Source organism: Streptomyces sp. NPDC017246 (genome assembly GCF_044331325.1).
Taxonomy (GTDB): Bacteria; Actinomycetota; Actinomycetes; order Streptomycetales; family Streptomycetaceae; genus Streptomyces.
In genome coordinates this window covers 304,209-323,347 of the sequence record NZ_JBIRMW010000006.1, presented here as the reverse complement: position 1 = coordinate 323,347, position 19,139 = coordinate 304,209, and the positions used below count along the sequence as shown (strand labels likewise).

The 19,139-nt window shown below is 71.0% G+C and carries 15 protein-coding genes; 9 read left to right on the top strand and 6 right to left on the bottom strand.

Translation table 11 applies throughout. The features are described from left to right. Positions 1-44: 44 nt before the first annotated feature. From lspA to ACH4MY_RS16745, 5 genes are all read left to right on the top strand, one after another. Positions 45-665 (top strand): signal peptidase II, encoded by a 621-nt coding sequence (gene lspA, locus ACH4MY_RS16765; protein ID WP_398003465.1) that lies wholly within the window; start codon positions 45-47, stop codon positions 663-665. Positions 666-706: 41 nt separating this feature from the next. Beyond that, on the top strand, positions 707-1,648 hold the full coding sequence (locus tag ACH4MY_RS16760) for an RluA family pseudouridine synthase (protein ID WP_398003462.1): 942 nt from the start codon (positions 707-709) through the stop codon (positions 1,646-1,648). Next, positions 1,645-2,112, top strand: coding sequence for a GNAT family N-acetyltransferase (locus ACH4MY_RS16755; protein WP_398003459.1), 468 nt, complete (start codon positions 1,645-1,647; stop codon positions 2,110-2,112). The genes ACH4MY_RS16760 and ACH4MY_RS16755 overlap by 4 nt, the downstream gene beginning before the upstream one ends. A 110-nt stretch (positions 2,113-2,222) precedes the next feature. Then, positions 2,223-3,809: a Na+/H+ antiporter gene (locus ACH4MY_RS16750; protein WP_398003456.1), complete on the top strand. Its 1,587-nt coding sequence runs from the start codon at positions 2,223-2,225 to the stop codon at positions 3,807-3,809. Positions 3,810-3,967: 158 nt separating this feature from the next. Continuing rightward, complete coding sequence (locus tag ACH4MY_RS16745) at positions 3,968-4,537, top strand: dienelactone hydrolase family protein (protein WP_398003453.1); 570 nt, start codon at positions 3,968-3,970, stop codon at positions 4,535-4,537. Positions 4,538-4,603: 66 nt separating this feature from the next. On the opposite strand, the gene ACH4MY_RS16740 is transcribed toward ACH4MY_RS16745, so the two are convergent. Beyond that, positions 4,604-5,575, bottom strand: a complete 972-nt coding sequence (locus ACH4MY_RS16740; protein WP_398003451.1) for a zinc metalloprotease — start codon at positions 5,573-5,575, stop codon at positions 4,604-4,606. Positions 5,576-5,911: 336 nt separating this feature from the next. Further along, positions 5,912-7,561, bottom strand: coding sequence for an alkaline phosphatase D family protein (locus ACH4MY_RS16735; RefSeq protein WP_398003448.1), 1,650 nt, complete (start codon positions 7,559-7,561; stop codon positions 5,912-5,914). A gap of 265 nt (positions 7,562-7,826) precedes the next feature. Between ACH4MY_RS16735 and ACH4MY_RS16730 the strand changes: the two genes are divergently transcribed. After that, positions 7,827-9,359, top strand: coding sequence for a PQQ-binding-like beta-propeller repeat protein (locus ACH4MY_RS16730; RefSeq protein ID WP_398003446.1), 1,533 nt, complete (start codon positions 7,827-7,829; stop codon positions 9,357-9,359). A gap of 111 nt (positions 9,360-9,470) precedes the next feature. Here ACH4MY_RS16730 and ACH4MY_RS16725 read toward each other — a convergent pair whose 3' ends face one another. The 3 genes from ACH4MY_RS16725 to ACH4MY_RS16715 all read right to left on the bottom strand — a co-directional run bounded on the left by ACH4MY_RS16725 (position 9,471) and on the right by ACH4MY_RS16715 (position 12,464). Beyond that, positions 9,471-10,283, bottom strand: a complete 813-nt coding sequence (locus tag ACH4MY_RS16725) for a DsbA family protein (RefSeq protein ID WP_398003444.1) — start codon at positions 10,281-10,283, stop codon at positions 9,471-9,473. Between the two features lie 61 nt (positions 10,284-10,344). Further along, on the bottom strand, positions 10,345-11,031 hold the full coding sequence (locus ACH4MY_RS16720; protein ID WP_398003441.1) for a hypothetical protein: 687 nt from the start codon (positions 11,029-11,031) through the stop codon (positions 10,345-10,347). A 107-nt stretch (positions 11,032-11,138) separates the two neighbouring features. Beyond that, entirely contained in the window at positions 11,139-12,464 is a 1,326-nt protein-coding gene (locus ACH4MY_RS16715) for a DUF2252 domain-containing protein (protein WP_398003438.1), read from the bottom strand. Between the two features lie 189 nt (positions 12,465-12,653). On the opposite strand from ACH4MY_RS16715, the gene dnaE reads away from it, so the two are divergent. Continuing rightward, positions 12,654-16,193, top strand: coding sequence for a DNA polymerase III subunit alpha (gene dnaE / locus ACH4MY_RS16710; protein ID WP_398003435.1), 3,540 nt, complete (start codon positions 12,654-12,656; stop codon positions 16,191-16,193). A 125-nt stretch (positions 16,194-16,318) separates the two neighbouring features. Here the strand turns inward: dnaE and ACH4MY_RS16705 are convergent, their stop codons facing one another. Then, positions 16,319-16,495: a hypothetical protein gene (locus ACH4MY_RS16705; protein WP_398003432.1), complete on the bottom strand. Its 177-nt coding sequence runs from the start codon at positions 16,493-16,495 to the stop codon at positions 16,319-16,321. Positions 16,496-16,710: 215 nt separating this feature from the next. Here ACH4MY_RS16705 and ACH4MY_RS16700 point away from each other — a divergent pair, with 215 nt between their 5' ends. Together ACH4MY_RS16700 and ACH4MY_RS16695 are read left to right on the top strand one after the other, a co-directional pair. After that, on the top strand, positions 16,711-18,054 hold the full coding sequence (locus ACH4MY_RS16700) for an NYN domain-containing protein (RefSeq protein WP_398003429.1): 1,344 nt from the start codon (positions 16,711-16,713) through the stop codon (positions 18,052-18,054). Between the two features lie 20 nt (positions 18,055-18,074). After that, entirely contained in the window at positions 18,075-19,046 is a 972-nt protein-coding gene (locus ACH4MY_RS16695) for an ABC transporter ATP-binding protein (protein ID WP_398003879.1), read from the top strand. Positions 19,047-19,139 lie beyond the last annotated feature (93 nt).

Here is a 19,139-nt window from a genome sequence, read left to right as displayed (position 1 = left end):
CTCTCGGTGCACGGTCAGGCATCGAGGTCGAGGGACTCACTCACGTGGCAGAGGCGGAGCGCATCATCGGTACGCCGGATTCAGCAGGGGCCGAGGAGTCGGCCGCTTCCGACGCGACGGCCGCCGCCGACGGTACGGCCACGCCCGACGGGTCGGCCGCTCCCGAGGAGCGGCCGAGGGGCAGGCGCAGGATCCTCGCGCTCTTCGTCGTGGCCGTCCTGGCCTATCTGCTCGACCTCGGCAGCAAGATGCTGGTGGTCGCCAAGCTGGAGGGCCGCGAGCCGATCCCGGTGATCGGGGATCTGCTGCGCTTCGACGCCATCCGGAACCCGGGGGCGGCGTTCGGCATGGGCGAGGCCTTCACGATCATCTTCACCTGCATCGCCGCCGCCGTGATCGTCGTGATCGTCCGGCTGGCGCGGAAGCTCTACAGCCTGCCCTGGGCGATCGCGCTCGGTCTGCTGCTCGGCGGTGCGCTGGGCAACCTCACGGACCGGATCTTCCGCTCGCCCGGCGTCTTCGAGGGCGCGGTCGTCGACTTCATCGCCCCCGCGAACTTCGCCGTCTTCAACCTCGCCGACTCGGCGATCGTCTGCGGCGGCATCCTCATCGTGATCCTGTCCTTCCGGGGTCTCGACCCCGACGGCACCGTCCACAAGGACTGAGCCCAGAACGGAGTGCGTCCGGCACAAGGCATACTCGACGAGTGAGTACGAGTCCCGAGATCCGCACGCTGCCCGTTCCCGACGGCCTGGAGGGCGAGCGCGTCGACGCCGCCATCGCCCGTATGTTCGGGTTCTCCCGTACCAAGGCGGCCGAGCTGGCCGCCGCAGGAAAGGTCCAGGTCGACGGCTCCGTCGTCGGAAAGTCCGAGCGGGTCAGCGGCGGCGCGTGGCTCGAGGTCGAGATGCCCGGCGCGGCCGCGCCCGTGCAGATCGTCGCCGAGCCCGTCGAGGGCATGGAGATCGTCCACGACGACGACGACATCGTCGTGATCATGAAGCCGATCGGTGTGGCCGCGCACCCCAGCCCCGGCTGGACCGGCACCACGGTCATCGGCGGCCTCGCCGCCGCCGGGTACCGCATCTCCACCTCCGGCGCCGCCGAGCGCCAGGGCATCGTGCACCGCCTCGACGTCGGCACCTCCGGTCTGATGGTGGTCGCGAAGTCGGAGTACGCGTACACCTCGCTCAAGCGCCAGTTCAAGGAGCGCGTGGTCGACAAGCGCTACCACGCGCTGGTGCAGGGCCACCCGGACCCGATGAGCGGCACCATCGACGCCCCCATCGGCCGGCACCCGAACCACGACTACAAGTGGGCGGTCGTCGCCGACGGCAAGGCCTCTGTGACGCACTACGACCTCATCGAGGCGTACCGCTCGGCCTCGCTGCTCGACATCAAGCTGGAGACGGGCCGCACCCACCAGATCCGGGTGCACATGTCCGCCCACCGCCACCCCTGCGTCGGTGACCTCACGTACGGCGCCGACCCGACGATCGCCAAGCGGCTCGGCCTGACCCGGCAGTGGCTCCACGCCGTCCGGCTCGGCTTCGAGCACCCCGGCGACGGCTCGTGGGTCGAGTTCTCCAGCACGTACCCCGAGGACCTCCAGCGGGCCCTCGACCGGATCGCGGCGGAGAGCCAGTGACCGCCTCGTACCGCGTCCGTGAGGCGCTCGGCGCCGAGGACCGGGAGGCCTGCTTCGCGGTCCGCCGCGAGGTCTTCGTCGAGGAGCAGGGCGTTCCGCGCGAGCTGGAGTACGACACGTACGACGCGACGGCGGCGCATGTGCTCGCCGTGCGCGAGGACGGGGTGCCGCTCGGCACCGGACGGCTGCTGTCCGGTGCGGACGCGGTCGGCAGGACCGGCGCCGACGCCTCCGTCGGCTCGCTCGGCCGGCTCGCGGTCTCCAAGGCCGCGCGCGGCCTCGGTGTCGGCGCGGCGCTCGTGCGGGCCGTCGAGGACGTGGCGCGCGAGCGCGGTCTGTCCGCGGTCGACCTGCACGCGCAGACCCACGCGCTCGGCTTCTACGAGCGGCTCGGCTACGAGGCGTACGGCCCCGAGTTCCCGGACGCGGACATGCCGCACCGGGCGATGCGCAAGGTCCTGTAGGCCTTCCCGCGCCACCCGTAGGCCTCCTGCCCCCTGGAGTACTCGCCGCGTTCCGGCGTACACAGGGGGCAGTCGCCTTTAAAACGGACATACGTGACAGGGTGGGGGCCGTGGATCAATTGGCCCTGTTGTTCTTGCTGCTGCTCGGTGCCCTGCTCACCGTGCCCCTCGGGGACCGGCTCGGACTGCCCGCGCCGGTCCTGATGACCCTCATCGGGATCGCGCTGGCCCTGCTGCCCTTCGTTCCGAACGTCGAGATCCCGCCGGAGTTCATCCTCCCGTTGGTCCTGCCGCCCCTGTTGTACGCCTCCGTGCAGCGGACCTCCTGGCGCCAGTTCGCGGCGAACAGACGGCCCATCTTCCTGCTCGCCGTCGCCCTCGTCTTCGTCACCACGGCCGCCGTCGGCGCGGTCGCGCACGCGCTGGTGCCCGGTATCTCGCTGGCCGCCGCGATCGCGCTGGGCGCCCTCGTCGCACCGCCGGACCCGGTCGCGGCGACCGCCGTCGCCGGCTCGCTGGGGCTGCCGCGGCGGCTCGTGTCGATCCTGGAGGGCGAGGGGCTCTTCAACGACGTGACCGCGATCGTGCTCTACCACGTGGCGATCGCCGCCGTCGTCAGCGGCGCCTTCTCCTGGCCCGACGCGGTGGGCGAGTTCGTGCTGTCCGCGGTGGTCGCCATGATCGTCGGTCTGGTGCTCGGCTGGCTCACCAACAAGCTCATCGGACTCCTGGGGGACGCCACGCTCCAGACCGGGCTCACCCTCCTCGTCCCCTTCGTGAGCTACGTCCTCGCCGAGGAGCTGCACGGCTCCGGCGTTCTCGCGGTCCTGATCACCGCCCTCTTCCTCGCCGAGCACGCGGTCGACGCCGACGACGTCATGGGCCGGCTCGCCGGACAGACGTTCTGGCAGATCGTCGACACCCTCGTCACGGGCATCGCCTTCGGGCTCATCGGCCTGGAGCTCGTCCATGTCTTCGGGGTGGCCGAGGGGCGCGGCTGGGAGATGCTCGGCTGGGGCGCGACCGTGGTCGCGGTGGTCGTCGGGGTCCGGCTGCTGTGGCTGCTGCCCGCGACCTGGCTGGCGAAGCGGCTCCACACGCGCCGGGACGTCGACGAGGAGATCCCGATGAGCTGGCGGGAGACCGTCGTCATGTGGTGGGCGGGGATGCGCGGGGTGGCCTCGGTGGCGCTGGCGCTCGCCATCCCGCTCCGCACCGACGACGGCGAGCCCTTCCCCGGCCGGGACGAGATCGTCTTCATCGCCTTCTGTGTGATCATCGCCACGCTCGTCGTCCAGGGGCTCACGCTGCCCTGGCTGGTGAAACGGCTCGGCGTGCGGGCCGACGCGGACGCCGAGCGGGTCCTGGAGCGGGATCTCGCCATCCGGGCCGCGAAGGCGGCCAGGCGCAGGCTCAAGGAGATCGAGGAGGTCGAGGAGCTGCCCGAGGAGGTCCAGGAGCGGCTGCTGCGCGGGGCGTACGACATCGGGGCCAGGATCAGTCCGGACATGGTCGACGAGGAGCGGAGGGCGGCCTTCGTGGAGCGGACGAAGCGCTTCAAGGCGGTGCAGCGGATCCAGCGGGAGCTGATGTCGGCCGCCCGGCACGAGGTGCTCTCGGCGCGCAGCGAGCCGGGCGCCGACCCGGAGGTGGTGGACCGGGTGCTGCGGCAGCTGGACGTCCGCAGCATGCGGTGACGGGGACGGGCGGCGGCCGGCGGGGAGGCGGGCGGACCGGTGGGGAGGCGGCCGGCGGGGAGGCGGGCGGTGAGGCCGGCGCGGCGGCGGGCGGCCCGGTGGGCGGCCCGGTGGGCGGCGCGGCCGAGTCCCGTGGGGCGGGTGGCAGGATGGGACGCATGGACATCATGCTCTTCCACTCGGCCTACGGGCTGACCCCTTCCGTCGAGGCCGCTGCCGAGCGGCTCCGTGCCGCCGGGCATCAGGTCTGGACCCCGGACCTCTACGGGGGCCGGACGGTCGGGACCGTGGAGGAGGGTATGGAGCTCCGGAACGAGATCGGCAAGGACGAGCTGCTGAAGCGGGCGGTCCTCGCCGCCGCCCCCTACTCGGAGCGCGGTCTGGTCTACATGGGCCTCTCGCTCGGGGCCTCGGTCGCGCAGACCCTGGCGCTCGGCGACGAGAAGGCGCGCGGGCTGCTGCTCTTCCACGGAACCTCGGACCTCGCGGAGTCGGCCTCGGTGGACGAGCTGCCCGTGCAGCTGCACGTGGCCGATCCCGACCCGTTCGAGACGCACGACTGGCTGTCGTCCTGGTACCTCCAGATGCGCAAGGCCGGGGCGGACGTGGAGATCTACCGCTACCCGGGCGCGGGGCACGTGTACACGGACCCGGAGCTGCCCGACTGGGACGAGGAGTCGGCCGGCCGGACGTGGTCGGTGGCGCTGGCCTTCCTGGACAGCCTGTAGGACCGCGGTGAACGGGTGTGGCCCCCGGGGGAGTTCCCCCGGGGGCCACACCCGTGTTCGGCCGGATCAGGCGCGGTACGCCGTCCAGTAGTCGTTCATCCGGGTCACCTGGCCCGAGGTGAACTGGTACATGCACGAGTCGTACGTGTAGTCCATGAAGTTGTGGATCGGGTCCACGCCGGTCTTGTTGGTGCAGGTGTCACGACCGGTCGGGCACTCGAACGCGGCGCTCTTCTCGGCCGGGGTGTCGGCCACGCCGTCGCCGCTGCCGCTGCAGCCGCCCTGGAAGGTGTGGTAGAGGCCCATCCAGTGGCCGACCTCGTGGGTGGCGGTGTCGCCCTGGTTGTAGTTGGCCGCGGAGCCGCCGGGGAGCGAGGCGTCGAGGACGACGACACCGTCCATGGACGGCTGCGAGGCGTACGAGGACGGGAAGGTCGCCCAGCCGAGGAGGCCGCCGCCCAGGTTGGCGGTGTAGAAGTTGAGCGCGCCCGCGCCGCCCTTGCGGAGGGTCTGCTTCATCTGCTTCTCGGCGGTGGAGCCGGAGGACAGGTTGTACCAGGACGCGTTGTCCGTGTAGTCGGTACCGGCCAGGGTGAACTGGAAGTTGGAGTTCACGTTGCCGGTGCCCTGGCCCGCGTAGGCCGCGTTCAGGACGTTCATCTGGTTGGTGACGGCGGTCGCGGAGAGCTTGCCCGTCGTACCGGAGTGGATGACGTGGAAGTAGACGGGGATGTTCACCACCGCGGCGGCTCTGCCGGCGGAGGCGCCGAGGCGGGCCTCGGAGCGGGCGGCGGACAGCTTCTTCTTGAAATCGGCGTCCATGGCCGCGGCCTTGGTGGCCGTGAGCTCGTTCGGCTCGGCGGCGTGGCTGTCGGCGCCGCGGACCTTGCGGGCACCGGAGAGGGCGGTGGCGCCGTCGGCGCACTCCTCGGCGGAGGCGCCGGCCAGGGTGGTGGTACCGCTGGCGACCGGGGCGGAGAGCGGGGCAAGGGCCAGGGTTCCGGCCATGACGGCGGTACCGAGCATCCGACGTGACATACGCGGGGATATACGGGCAAGAGCACGCATGGTGACTCCTCGTGGGGGGTGGGGGGAGGAACTTCCTCCGCCACGCCGGGGAGATTACGCGTCCATGTCAGACACTGTTGAGCAGTGATCAAGCCCAATCATTCATGGGGCAATTCGGGGCATCAGGAAGAAAATCTTGTGCCCTTCCCGGAGTTTGAGATGCCGACGTAACAGTCGGAGTGTCAGAGGCGGGTGGTGTGTCCGGATTCGATCTCTGAAATCGGCCACCCGCCGTAGCGATGTGATCTCCCGTTAACAGAAGAGATCATGGCTGAAAATCGACGGTGATGGTGCGTCAGGGGAACGTCAGCGAACGGGCTGGTACACCCGCTCGACACGCTGCGTTCCGCTCAGCGTCCGGTACGACCGCGCCCAGGCCGTCGTCGCGGCCGGATCCGCCTTGTCGGAGACCGTGTAGTAGTCCATCTGTGAGCGCTCGGCGGTCACGTCGAGCACCCCGTAGCCGTGGTGGTCCATGTCCACCCACTTCACATGCCGGTTGGCGGCCTTGACGGCGCCCGCGGCCACCACCGAGAGCGTCCCCGGGGCCACGTGCAGCAGGTCGTCCAGGTTGTCCGAGGTCACCGAGGTGACCACGAACTCGGTCGCGGCGGACGCCGACAGCGGGTACGTCGCCGCCTTCACCGGCACGTCGTTGGCCCAGGCCATGTGGATGTCGCCGGTCAGGAAGACCGTGTTGCGGATGGCCCGCGAGGTCAGATGCGCGAGCAGCTCCCTGCGGTCGTCGGTGTAGCCGTCCCACTGGTCGACGTTGACGGCGAGCCCCTCCTTCGGCAGCCCCAGCAGCTCCGCGATCGGCTCCAGGAGGTGGGCGGGCAGGGATCCGAAGGCGACCGGCGAGATCATCACCGAGGTGCCGACCAGCTGCCAGGTCGCGTCCGAGGCCGTGAGCCCGGACTTGAGCCAGTCGAGCTGGGCGCGGCCCGTGATGCTCCGCGCCGGGTCGTCGACCGATCCGCTGCCCGCCTTCGCCGGGGCGGAGCGGAAGGAGCGGAGGTCGAGGAGGTGCAGATCGGCCAGCTTGCCGAAGCGCAGACGCCGGAAGACCGTGCCCTCCGTGGAGGTGCGGACCGGCATCCACTCGAAGTACGCCTGCTTGGCGGCGGCGACCCGGGCCGCCCAGTCGCCCTCGGTGCCGGGGGTGTGGTTCTCGGCCCCGCCCGACCAGGCGTCGTTGGCGAACTCGTGGTCGTCCCAGATGGCTACGACCGGGTGGGCCGCGTGCAGCGCCTGGAGGTCGGTGTCCGTCTTGTAGTGCCCGTGCCGGGTGCGGTAGTCGGCGAGCGAGACGATCTCGTGGCGGGGCTCGTGCCGCCGGACGGTGTACTTCGCCTCCGGGTAGGTGCCGCTGCCGTACTCGTACACGTAGTCGCCGAGGTGGAGGACCGCGTCCAGGTCGGCGCGGGCGGCGAGATGGCGGTAGGCGGAGAAGTGGCCGGACTCCCAGTTCGCGCAGGAGACCACGCCGAAGCGGACACCGGGCGCGGCGGCGTCGGTGGCCGGCGCGGTCCGGGTCCGGGCGGCGGGGGAGACGGCGGAGCCCGCGGTGAAGCGGAACCAGTAGGAGGTGGCCGGGCGCAGGCCCCGGACGTCCGCCTTCACCGTGTGGTCGGAGGCGGCGCCCGCCGTGGTCGTACCGGAGGCCACGGTCCGGGCGAAGGCCCGGTCCTCGGCGAGCTCCCAGCCGACCTGGACTGCCGGGCCGAGGCCGGATCCGGGGACGGCCTCGGGGACGGGGGTGACGCGCGTCCAGAGCAGGACGCCGTCGGGCAGGGGGTCGCCGGAGGCGACGCCGTGGAGGAACGCGGGTGCCCCGGGGGCCGCGTGGGCCGTGGAGGCGGCGCCCAGCAGGGCGGGCGCGGCGACGGCGGTGACGGCGGCGGCCTTGACGACCGTGCGCCGAGTGGGGGCGGGGGAGAGAGAACGACTGGTCACGGGCAGTCAGATTACTGACCAGTATGGTGGGTGGGGAGCGGTGCGGGGAATGTTCGTCCGTTCGTCGCCCCGGGGTCGCGGCTGATCCGCGTACACGCCCCCTCCCGGCTGGCCAGTCTGAGTCGGAATCAGAGAAAGGTTCTAGAAGAAACTTCCAGGAACCTTGGCATTCCGGACAGCTCGGCTCCGGGCGGCCGGATCTGGACGGCTCGGGCCCGGGCAGGCCGCCTTCCGGACAGCCCGGGTCGCCACGAGGGGGAGACCGATGGCGCAGCACCAGCCCTGGTACGGAGACCGCACGCCACAGCGGCCCGTACCCCAGAACCCCTACGCGCCGGAGGGCTACGGCACACCGCCCCCGCCCCCGAGACGCTTTCGCGCCGCGCCCCTGATCGCCGCCGTCCTCGCCTTCCTGGTCCTCGCCGGCGTCGGCGCGTACGTCGTCGTGACGCGTGACGGAGGGGACCGGGCCGCCCCGCCCGCGGCCGGGCCGAGTGCCTCGCCGAAGCGGACCACCCCGCCCCCGAAGACCGGCCCGCCCACCAGGGCGCCGCAACACGTCCCCACCACCGAGGAGATCAACGCGGCCCGGAAACCCGGGGACGCGCGCGCGTGGGTCGTCGACGACACGACCGATCTGCCCCGGGGCTACAACAGCTTCGAAGACCTGTGGACGGTCGGCGACCTCGTCGTCCAGGCCGCGTACCGGAAGGTCAGCGCCTACCGGATCTCGGACGGTACCGAGGTCTGGAGCCTGCCGCTGCCCGCGCCCGTCTGCGAGACCCCGGCCCATCCGACCCCGGACGGCAAGGTCGTCCTGGTGTACAAGAGCAGCCAGGCCAGGAACGGGAACAGGTGCAACCAGCTCCAGATGATCGACCTCAGGGCGGGGAAGGCGGGCTGGCACAAGAAGCTCACCGAGACCGGCTCCGCGGACGACACGATCATCGTGCACACCGCCATCAGCGGGGGCACCCTCGCGGTGGTGCAGAGCCTGAAGGCCACGGCCTACCGGGTCGGTGACGGCGCGAAGCTCTACGACATCCCCATGGAGGACCCCGGGAAGTGCCACCCGGTCGACGTGGCGGGCGGCGTGCGGCTCCTGGTGAAATCCGACTGCGCCCTCAGCGCCTCCGTGGACCGGAGGAACTACGGCCAGATCCGGGAGATCGACCCGCGTACCGGAAGGGTCCGCTGGCGGTTCCGGACCGAGCCGGGCTGGAAGCCCGGTTCGGTGTTCTCCGTCGACCCGCTCGTCATCAGCACCGGGAAGGTCGAGAACCCCTCCGAGAACTGGCGCGTGGTCGCCCTCGGACCGGACGGAAGGGCCCGCCGGACCATCGACGCCAGGGCCAAGGGCTTCCAGCACTGCGCGAACACCGGCTGGGGCGCCGAGTTCCAGTCGTGCCCGGGCGTGGTGGCCGGCGACGGCATGGTCGTGCTCGGCGGCATCGACCGGGTCGGCGGCTACGACCTCACCACCGGGAAACTCCTCTGGGGCGTGAAGGCCGGAGACTCCGATGCCGTTCTGTACCCCCTGCGCACCGAGCCGGGGAAGAAGGCGCTCGTCTACGAGGCGGCGACCTGGGACCAGCCGGGCCTCGTGTCACGCCTCGGCCCGGGCGGCGTCGACACGAGGAAAGAGGTGCAGCGGCACCCAGGGTCGGCGCGGTCCACGGAGTCCCGGATGCTCGCCGGATGGGTCGTGTACGCGCACGGGCGTCTTGTCGTCACGCCCTCGGGCGTGACCGGCGACGACGGGGACCACCAGGCGCGGATGCTGTCCTTCGGCCCGTGACACGCGGTCTGCCGCCCGGCTCCTGACCGGCGGGTGTTCCCTCGGTCCCGACCCGCCCGCCGCGTGAAACGGCGGGCGGGTCGGGTCGGGGGGTGAGGGAGGGTGCGTGCGTCAGCCCTTGAGGGCCGTCGCGATCGCCGTGTCGAACTCGGCCGGCGTCATCGGCGGGTTGTCGCTGCCCGCCACCGTCACCTTCTTGCCGTCCATCTTCAGGGTCGGGGTGCCCGTCACCCCGCTGGCGTCGAAGGCCTTCGACATCTTCATCGCCCAGGCGTCGAAGGTGCCGTTCTCGACGTTCTTCTTGAACTCGGCGTTGCTCTTGAGGGCCGGCACCGAGTCCGCGACCTCCAGCAGGTAGGAGTCCTTGGCGAACTTGTCGTCGTTCTCCTCCGGGTGGAACGTCGTGGAGTAGAGCGCCGCCTTGTACTTCAGGAAGGCCTCGGGGCTGACGTTCAGGGCCGCGCCGAGTGCCGAGAGGGCGTTCTTCGAGCCCTCGCCCGTCGCGGCGTCGTCGATGAAGGTGGCGCCGACGTACTTGATCCTGTACTTGCCGGCCTCGACGTCCTTCTCGACCGTGGTGCCCACCGACTGCTCGAAGGTCGCGCAGACGGGGCAGCGCGAGTCCTCGTACAGCTCCAGGGTCTTCTTCGCGGACGACTTGCCGACGACGACGGTCGTGCCGTTCGTGCCCGAGGTGTTCTTCGGGGCCGTCACGGTCGCCTTCGCCGCGGCCTCCCACTGGGAGGGCTTGTTGGACTGCACCACGGCGTAGCCGATGCCGCCGGCGGCGGCCAGGACGGCCAGGGCCGAGACGCCGACGACGAGCTGGCGGCGCGCGCGGTCCTTCTTCGCCTGGCGCTCGCGCTCGACGCGGATCCGCTCGCGGGCGGCAGCCTTGTTGGTCTGGTTGTTGCGTGCGCTCATGATCGTGATCTCCGTGAGGTGGGGAGGGAAGGGGGACTGCGTGCCTGTGTGCTCGCGCTGCTCAGACGAGAGCGAAGCGCGGGCACGGCGGTCCCCGTCGTCCCACGGAGTGCGTGAGGAACCGGGTACGGGAGGCACGGGGCCGTCCCGCGGGCCGCCCGGCGCGCCGCGGCGCCGGACCACCGGTACGGAAGAAGGCCACTACGATCAGCAGCGGCCGGAACGCGAAGGCCGCGACCGCGCCGAGCAGCCGGGCGAGCGCCCGTTCCCCGCCCCGCAGCCAGGCCGCGGCCGCGAGCCCGACGGCCACGTGGGCCAGGAGCAGCAGCCACGGCAGCGCCGGGTCGGGGGAGTCGAGCAGGGCGGCCGCGGTGCCGCTCTCGGGGACCGCGACACCCGGCAGCGGGGTGCCGACGGCGCCGCCGCAGAACACCTCCACGCCCACCGCGCGCAGCGAACCGGCGACCGGGCCGCCGGCGGCGCCGTAACAGACCACCTGGCCGCTGGTGAAGAGCGTGTCGGCCGCCAGCTCCAGGGGGACGAGGAGCCCGGCGATCGGGCCGAGGCCGCGCTCGCGGCCGGCCAGGGCGTACGCCACGGCGAAGACGCCGACCGCGACCGGGACGACCGTCCCGAGCGGCAGCGGCACGCGTGAGAGCAGCACGTGGGACGCCACGGACAGCGTCACGACCAGTGCCGTGAAGAACGCCGCCCGCAGCGCCCTCAGCTGCGTCCCTGCCATGTCCATCGTCGTGGAGTGTCCCATGTCCGGCCGTAAGGGCCCCCTAAGGCCAAGCTGTGGGAAGCCCCACCGGCCCCACGGCGGCCCCGGGAACCGACTCCGGAGCCGGGCCCTTAGAGACCCGGGATCCGGCCGTTGCGGAAGAGGTCCACGAAGATCTGGTGGTCGGTCCGCGCGCGTGCCCCGTAGCTGTGCGCGAAGTCCACCAGGAGGTCCCCGAAGCCCTCCTCGTCGGCGGCGATCGCCGCGTCGATGGCCCGCTCCGTCGAGAACGGCACGAGCGAGTGCCCGCTGGAGTCGTCCGCCGCCGCGTGCATGGTCGCCGCCGCCCGGCCCAGGTCCGCGACGGTCGCCGCGATCTCCTCCAGGTCGTCGATGTCCGACCAGTCCAGGTCCACCGCGTACGGCGAGACCTCCGCGACCAGCTGCCCGGAGCCGTCCAGCTCCGTCCAGCCCAGCCACGGGTCGGCGTGCGCCTGGAGGGCCCGCTGCGAGATGACGGTGCGGTGGCCCTCGTGCCGGAAGTACTCCCGTACCGCCGCGTCCGTCACATGGCGGGAGACGGCCGGGGTCTGCGCCTGCTTCAGGTAGATCACGACGTCGTTCTCCAGGGCGTCGCTGTTGCCCTCCAGGAGGATGTTGTACGAGGGGAGGCCGGCCGAGCCGATGCCGATCCCGCGCCGCCCGACCACGTCCTTGACCCGGTACGAGTCGGGGCGGGCCAGGCTGGACTCGGGCAGGGTCTCCAGGTAGCCGTCGAAGGCCGCCAGGACCTTGTACCGGGTGGCGGCGTCCAGCTCGATCGCGCCGCCGCCCGCGGAGAAGCGGCGCTCGAAGTCCCGGATCTCCGTCATCGAGTCGAGGAGCCCGAAGCGGGTCAGCGCGCGGGCGTCGCGCAGGGCGCCGAGCAGCGCCCCGTCGGCGGTCTCCAGGGTGAAGGCGGGCACCTCGTCGCCCTTGGCGCCGGTCGCCAGGGCGTGGATCCGCTCCCGGTAGGCGGCGGCGCAGATGCGGACCAGCTCGGTGATCTGCTCGTCGCTGAGCGCCTTGGCGTAGCCGATGAGGGCGAGGGAGGCGGCGAGCCGCTTGAGGTCCCAGGTGAAGGGACCCACGTACGCCTCGTCGAAGTCGTTGACGTTGAAGATCAGCCGCCCGTTGGCGTCCATGTAGGTGCCGAAGTTCTCGGCGTGGAGATCGCCGTGGATCCAGACCCGGCCGGTGCGCTCGTCCAGGTAGGGGCCGCCGTGGGCCTCCCGCTCCAGGTCCGCGTAGAAGAGGCAGGCCGTCCCCCGGTAGAAGGCGAAGGCCGAGCCGGCCATCTTCCGGAACTTGACGCGGAAGGCCGCGGGGTCGGCGGCGAGGAGCTCGCCGAAGGCGGTGTCGAAGACGGCGAGAATGTGCTCACCGCGCTCCGTGGCGGTGGGCTGGGGGACCGACATCGAGGTGCCTCCTGGTACCGGACGATCTGCAAAACTGTTCATGACAATTGGGACAGGCGTTCCAAGCGCTCAACGCGCGACCCTAGCCGGGAGTGCCCGACGTCTGTCAGTCGCGAGACGTAGACTTCCACGCTGTCCCCCCAGACTGTCCGCAGCCTGTCGCTCAGCGTTTTCCGGAGGCCTCCCGCCGTGACCAAGCCGCCCTTCACGCACCTCCACGTCCACACCCAGTACTCGCTGCTGGACGGTGCCGCGCGGCTCAAGGACATGTTCGACGCGTGCAACGAGATGGGCATGACGCACATCGCCATGTCCGACCACGGCAATCTGCACGGGGCGTACGACTTCTTCCACACGGCCAAGAAGGCCGGCGTCACGCCGATCATCGGCATCGAGGCCTACGTCGCGCCCGAGTCCCGGCGCAACAAGCGGAAGATCCAGTGGGGCCAGCCGCACCAGAAGCGGGACGACGTCTCCGGCTCCGGCGGCTACACCCACAAGACGATCTGGGCGGCGGACAACACCGGACTGCACAACCTCTTCAAGCTCTCCTCCGACGCCTACGCCGAGGGCTGGCTCCAGAAGTGGCCCCGGATGGACAAGGAGACCATCTCCCAGTGGTCGGAGGGGCTCATCGCCTCCACCGGCTGCCCCTCCGGCGAGCTGCAGACCAGGCTCCGGCTCGGCCAGTTCGACGAGGCCCTCAAGTCGGCCTCCGAGTACCAGGACATCTTCGGCAAGGAGCGGTACTTCCTGGAGCTGATGGACCACGGCATCGAGATCGAGCGCCGGGTCCGCGACGGGCTCCTGGAGATCGGCAAGAAGCTCGGCATCCCGCCGCTGGTCACCAACGACTCCCACTACACGTACGCGCACGAGTCGACCGCGCACGACGCCCTGCTCTGCATCCAGACCGGCAAGAACCTCTCCGACCCGGACCGCTTCCGCTTCGACGGCACGGGCTACTACCTCAAGTCCACGGACGAGATGTACGCCGTCGACTCCTCGGACGCCTGGCAGGAGGGCTGCCGCAACACGCTCCTGGTGGCCGAGCAGGTCTCCACCGACGGCATGTTCGTCGAGAAGAACCTCATGCCGAAGTTCGACATCCCGGAGGGGTACACCGAGGTCACCTGGTTCCGCGAGGAGACCATGCGGGGCATGGCCCGCCGCTTCCCCGGGGGCATCCCCGAGGACCGCATGAAGCAGGTCGAGTACGAGATGGACACCATCATCTCGATGGGCTTCCCGGGCTACTTCCTCGTCGTCGCCGACTTCATCATGTGGGCGAAGAAGCAGGGCATCGCCGTGGGCCCCGGCCGAGGCTCCGCCGCCGGCTCGATCGTCGCGTACGCCATGGGCATCACCGACCTCGACCCGATCCCGCACGGACTGATCTTCGAGCGCTTCCTCAACCCCGAGCGCATCTCGATGCCCGATGTCGACATCGACTTCGACGAGCGTCGGCGCGTCGAGGTGATCCGGTACGTGACGGAGAAGTACGGCTCCGACAAGGTCGCCATGATCGGCACCTACGGCAAGATCAAGGCGAAGAACGCCATCAAGGACTCCGCGCGCGTCCTCGGCTACCCCTACGCCATGGGCGACCGGCTCACCAAGGCCATGCCCGCCGACGTCCTCGGCAAGGGCATCGACCTCAACGGCATCACCGACCCCTCGCACCCGCGCTACAGCGAGGCCGGCGAGATCCGCGCGATGTACGAGAACGAGCCGGACGTCAAGAAGGTCATCGACACCGCCCGGGGCGTCGAGGGCCTGGTCCGCCAGATGGGCGTGCACGCCGCCGGCGTCATCATGTCCAGCGAGCCGATCGTCGACCACGCGCCGATCTGGGTCCGGCACACCGACGGTGTGACCATCACGCAGTGGGACTACCCCCAGTGCGAGTCGCTCGGCCTGCTCAAGATGGACTTCCTGGGCCTGCGAAACCTCACCATCATGGACGACGCCGTCAAGATGGTGAAGGCCAACAAGGGCATCGACCTCGACCTGCTGGCCCTGCCGCTCGACGACCCGAAGACCTTCGAACTGCTCCAGCGCGGTGACACCCTCGGCGTCTTCCAGTTCGACGGCGGCCCCATGCGCTCGCTGCTCCGGCTGATGAAGCCCGACAACTTCGAAGACATCTCCGCCGTGTCCGCCCTGTACCGGCCGGGCCCGATGGGCATGAACTCGCACACGAACTACGCCCTGCGCAAGAACGCGCAGCAGGAGATCACCCCGATCCACCCCGAGCTGGAGAAGCCGCTCGAAGAGGTGCTCGCGGTCACCTACGGCCTCATCGTGTACCAGGAGCAGGTGCAGAAGGCCGCCCAGATCATCGCCGGGTACTCGCTCGGCGAGGCCGACATCCTCCGCCGCGTGATGGGCAAGAAGAAGCCCGACGAGCTGGCGAAGAACTTCGTCATCTTCGAGGCCGGAGCCAAGAAGAAGGGCTTCAGCGACGCGGCGATCAAGGCCCTCTGGGACGTCCTGGTCCCCTTCGCCGGCTACGCCTTCAACAAGGCCCACTCGGCCGCGTACGGCCTGGTCTCCTACTGGACCGCCTACCTCAAGGCCAACTTCCCGGCCGAGTACATGGCGGGACTGCTCACCTCGGTCAAGGACGACAAGGACAAGTCCGCGATCTACCTGAACGAGTGCCGCCGCATGGGCATCAAGGTGCTGCCGCCCAATGTGAACGAGTCCGAGTCCAACTTCGCCGCCCAGGGCGACGACGTGATCCTCTTCGGCCTCTCCGCCGTCCGGAACGTCGGCACCAACGTCGTCGAGTCGATCATCAAGTCGCGCAAGGCGAAGGGGAAGTACTCCACCTTCCCGGACTTCCTCGACAAGGTCGAGGCCGTCGTCTGCAACAAGCGGACCATCGAGTCGCTGATCAAGGCCGGTGCCTTCGACGAGATGGGCCACACCCGCAAGGGCCTGGTCGCCCACCACGAACCGATGATCGACAACGTGGTGGCGGTCAAGCGCAAGGAGGCCGAGGGACAGTTCGACCTCTTCGGCGGCATGGGCGACGAGGCGACCGACGAACCCGGCTTCGGCCTGGACGTCGAGTTCTCCGACATCGAGTGGGAGAAGTCCTACCTGCTCGCCCAGGAGCGCGAGATGCTCGGCCTCTACGTCTCCGACCACCCGCTCTTCGGCATCGAACACGTCCTGTCCGACAAGACGGACGCGGCGATCTCCCAGCTCACCGGCGGCGAGCACTCCGACGGCGCGGTCGTCACCATCGGCGGCATCATCTCCGGCCTCCAGCGCAAGATGACCAAGCAGGGCAACGCCTGGGCCATCGCCACCGTCGAGGACCTGGCCGGCTCCATCGAGTGCATGTTCTTCCCGGCCACCTACCAGCTGGTCTCCACCCAGCTCGTCGAGGACACGGTCGTCTTCGTCAAGGGACGGCTCGACAAGCGCGAGGACGTGCCCCGGCTGGTCGCCATGGAGCTGATGGTCCCCGACCTGTCGAACGCCGGGACCAACGCACCGGTGATCCTCACCATCCCCACCGTGAAGGTGACCCCGCCGATGGTCACCCGGCTCGGTGAGATCCTGGGCCACCACAAGGGCAACACCGAGGTACGGATCAAGCTCCAGGGCCCCCGCACCACGACCGTCCTCCGGCTCGACCGGCACCGGGTACAGGCGGACCCGGCGCTCTTCGGAGACCTGAAGGTGCTGCTCGGCCCGTCCTGCCTGGCGGGCTGACCGGAACCGGGACCGCTCGGACCGGGGCTTCTCTGACCGGGACCGCTCGGACCGGGGGCTTTCGTACACGCGCAAGGGGCGCGCCCGTCGTCACGGGCGCGCCCCTTTGCCGTACTCGGGCTCCGTCAGTTGTGGCCGAAGCGCTTCTGACGGCCCTTGCGTGCCATGTCACCCGGTGTGACCTGGCTGGCGCGCTGTTCGGCCTGGGACTCCATCGCCGACTGCTGCGCCTGCTGGGCGCCGCGCTCGGCCGGCGACTGCTGCTGCTTCTGACTGCGGTTCTGATTCCGGTTCTTGGCCATGGGGATGCCTCCTCAAAGGGACCTAGGGGCCAGGGCCGCTGTCAGACTCACATATGGTACGAAGCGCCGCATGTTGGATCATTACGGAGCGTAAGGGCTTGGTGGGCGTGACATCCGCCACGCCGATGATCCAGTTCCGACCGTCGAGCCCCCGGCCTTCGGGCAGACTCGAAGGAAAACCGAGCACCTTCCGATCCCGAGGTTCCCGAAAGAGGGTGGAACACGTGGACCGCTGCGTCGTCCTGGTGGACGCCGGCTACCTGCTGGGCGCCGCCGCCAGTCTTCTCGCCGGGGAACCGGCCCGCTCCCGGATCACCGTCGATCACGCCGGGCTCATCCAGCAGCTGCGCCAGCGCGCCGAGGCCGAGACCGCGCTGCCCCTCCTGCGGATCTACTGGTTCGACGGCGCACCCGACCGGGTGCCCCAGCCCGAGCACCGCAGACTGCGGGTGATGCCCCGGGTCACCGTCCGGCTCGGCGCCCTGACGAGGAGCGACGGACGCTGGGCCCAGAAGGGCGTCGACGCGGCCATGCACACCGAGCTGACCGAGCTCGCCAGGAACAGGGCCTGCTCCGACATCGTGCTCGTCACCGGCGACGGCGATCTGCTGCCCGGTCTGATGTCCGCCAAGGAGCACGGCGTCGCCGTCCACCTCTGGGCCGTCCAGGCCGCCGACGGCGACTACAACCAGTCCGAGGACCTGGTCGCCGAGGCCGATGAGCGAAGGGTCCTCGACCGGGCCTGGATCACCCGGGCCGTCCGCGCCAAGGACCTCACCGGGATCTGCTCGCCCCCGCCCGCCCCGCGCCCCGAGATCGCGGCCATCCTCTCCGCGCCGCTGCCCGAGGCGGCCCTCGCCGCCTCCGCCGAACGGGCCGCCGAGGCGGCGGCCGCGGCCGCCGCCGCCGGGGAGGTCTCCACCGCCCACGCCAACGGTCACGTCCACAGCCACCACGACGGCAACGGCAGCGGACACGTCCGCGACGACGAGCACGGCCACGGCGGCGTCCCCGCCCCGAGCCCCGGCAAGGGCGTCCCCACCCCCAAGGACCTCGCGGGACTGCGCGCCCCCGGCGCCCTCCCCGCCGCCCCGGGCGGCCCCGTGCCGCAGGGCGCCAGCGCGCTGCGCTGGTCCTCCGACCGGGGCTGGGTCGAGCGTCCCGCGCCCACCCTCGGCGAACCGGCCGAGACCGCCTCCCTGCCCACCCTCGCCGCCCTCACCAGCGCCGAGCAGCGCTGGGCGGACCGCGAGGAGGACATCACCACGGTCGGCGGCGATCCGTTCGAGGTCGGACAGGTGTTCGCCCGTCGGTGGATGGAGCGGCTCCCCGAGCAGAGCCACGTCCAGAAGCTGTCCACCCTCTACCCCCGCATCCCGCACCGCATCGACGGCGAACTCCTCCGCTACGCCGCCCGATTCGGCCTGCTCGCCCACAAGGACGACCAGATCGACGAGCACGACCGCTACGCGATCCGGGCGGGTTTCTGGCGCGAGATCGACGTCCGGGCCGCCGCCGAACACGCCCCCGCGCCCGGAGCGGGCCCGGCGACCCCGTAGGCTCTTCCCCCGTGAGTACGGTGTGCGTGGTGCGGGATCTGGTCAAGACGTACCCCGCCACGCGCGGCCGGCGCGGTGCGCCCGCGACACCCGAGGTGCGGGCCACCGACGGGATCAGCCTGGACGTGCGCGGCGGCGAGATCTTCGGCCTGCTCGGCCCCAACGGAGCCGGCAAGTCCAGCCTCGTCCGTCAGCTCACCGGTCTCATGCGCCCCGACTCCGGAAGCGTCCGGCTCCTCGGCCACGACCTCGTGCGCCACCCCGAGCGGGCGGCCAGGCTCCTCGCCTACCTCGGCCAGGAGTCCACCGCCCTCGACGACCTGACCGTCGCCCTCGCCGCCGAGACCACCGGCCGGCTGCGCGGCCTCACCGCCCACGACGCGCGCGCCGAGCGCGACGCCGTCCTGGAGGAGCTCGGCCTCGGCGCACTCGCCTCCCGGCCGCTCAGGAGGCTCTCCGGCGGACAGCGGCGGCTCGCCTGCGTCGCCGCCGCGCTCGTCGGCGAGCGCCCCGTCCTCGTCCTCGACGAGCCCACCACCGGCATGGACCCGATCGCCCGGCGCGCCGTCTGGGCGGCCGTCGACCGGCGGCGCGCCGAGCACGGCACCACCGTGCTCCTCGTCACCCACAACGTCATCGAGGCCGAGACGGTCCTCGACCGGGTCGCCGTCCTCGAACACGGCCGGGTCATCGCCTGCGACACGCCCGCCGGACTCAAGGAACGCGTCGCGGGCGAGGTCCGCGTCGAACTCGTCTGGCGCGAGTCGGCCCCGGTCCACCTGCCCGAGGTCGCCGCGCTGCGCGGGCTCGCCCAGGAGACCGGACGCCGCTGGGTCCTCCGGCTCGCCCCGGACGCGGCCCGCGCGGCCGTCGCCACCGTCACCGGCGGGGCCGCCTTCGCCGCGCTCGACGACTTCACCCTGGCGACGCCCAGCCTGGAGGACGTGTATCTGGCGCTGGGCGGCGCGACGGAGGGGCTGGTGAAGGCGTGACCCCGCACAGGGCGCACGTACCGCGCACGCAGCACGTACCGCACGCACCGTCTGCCCCGCAGGCCACGCACGCACCGTCTGCACCACCGACCG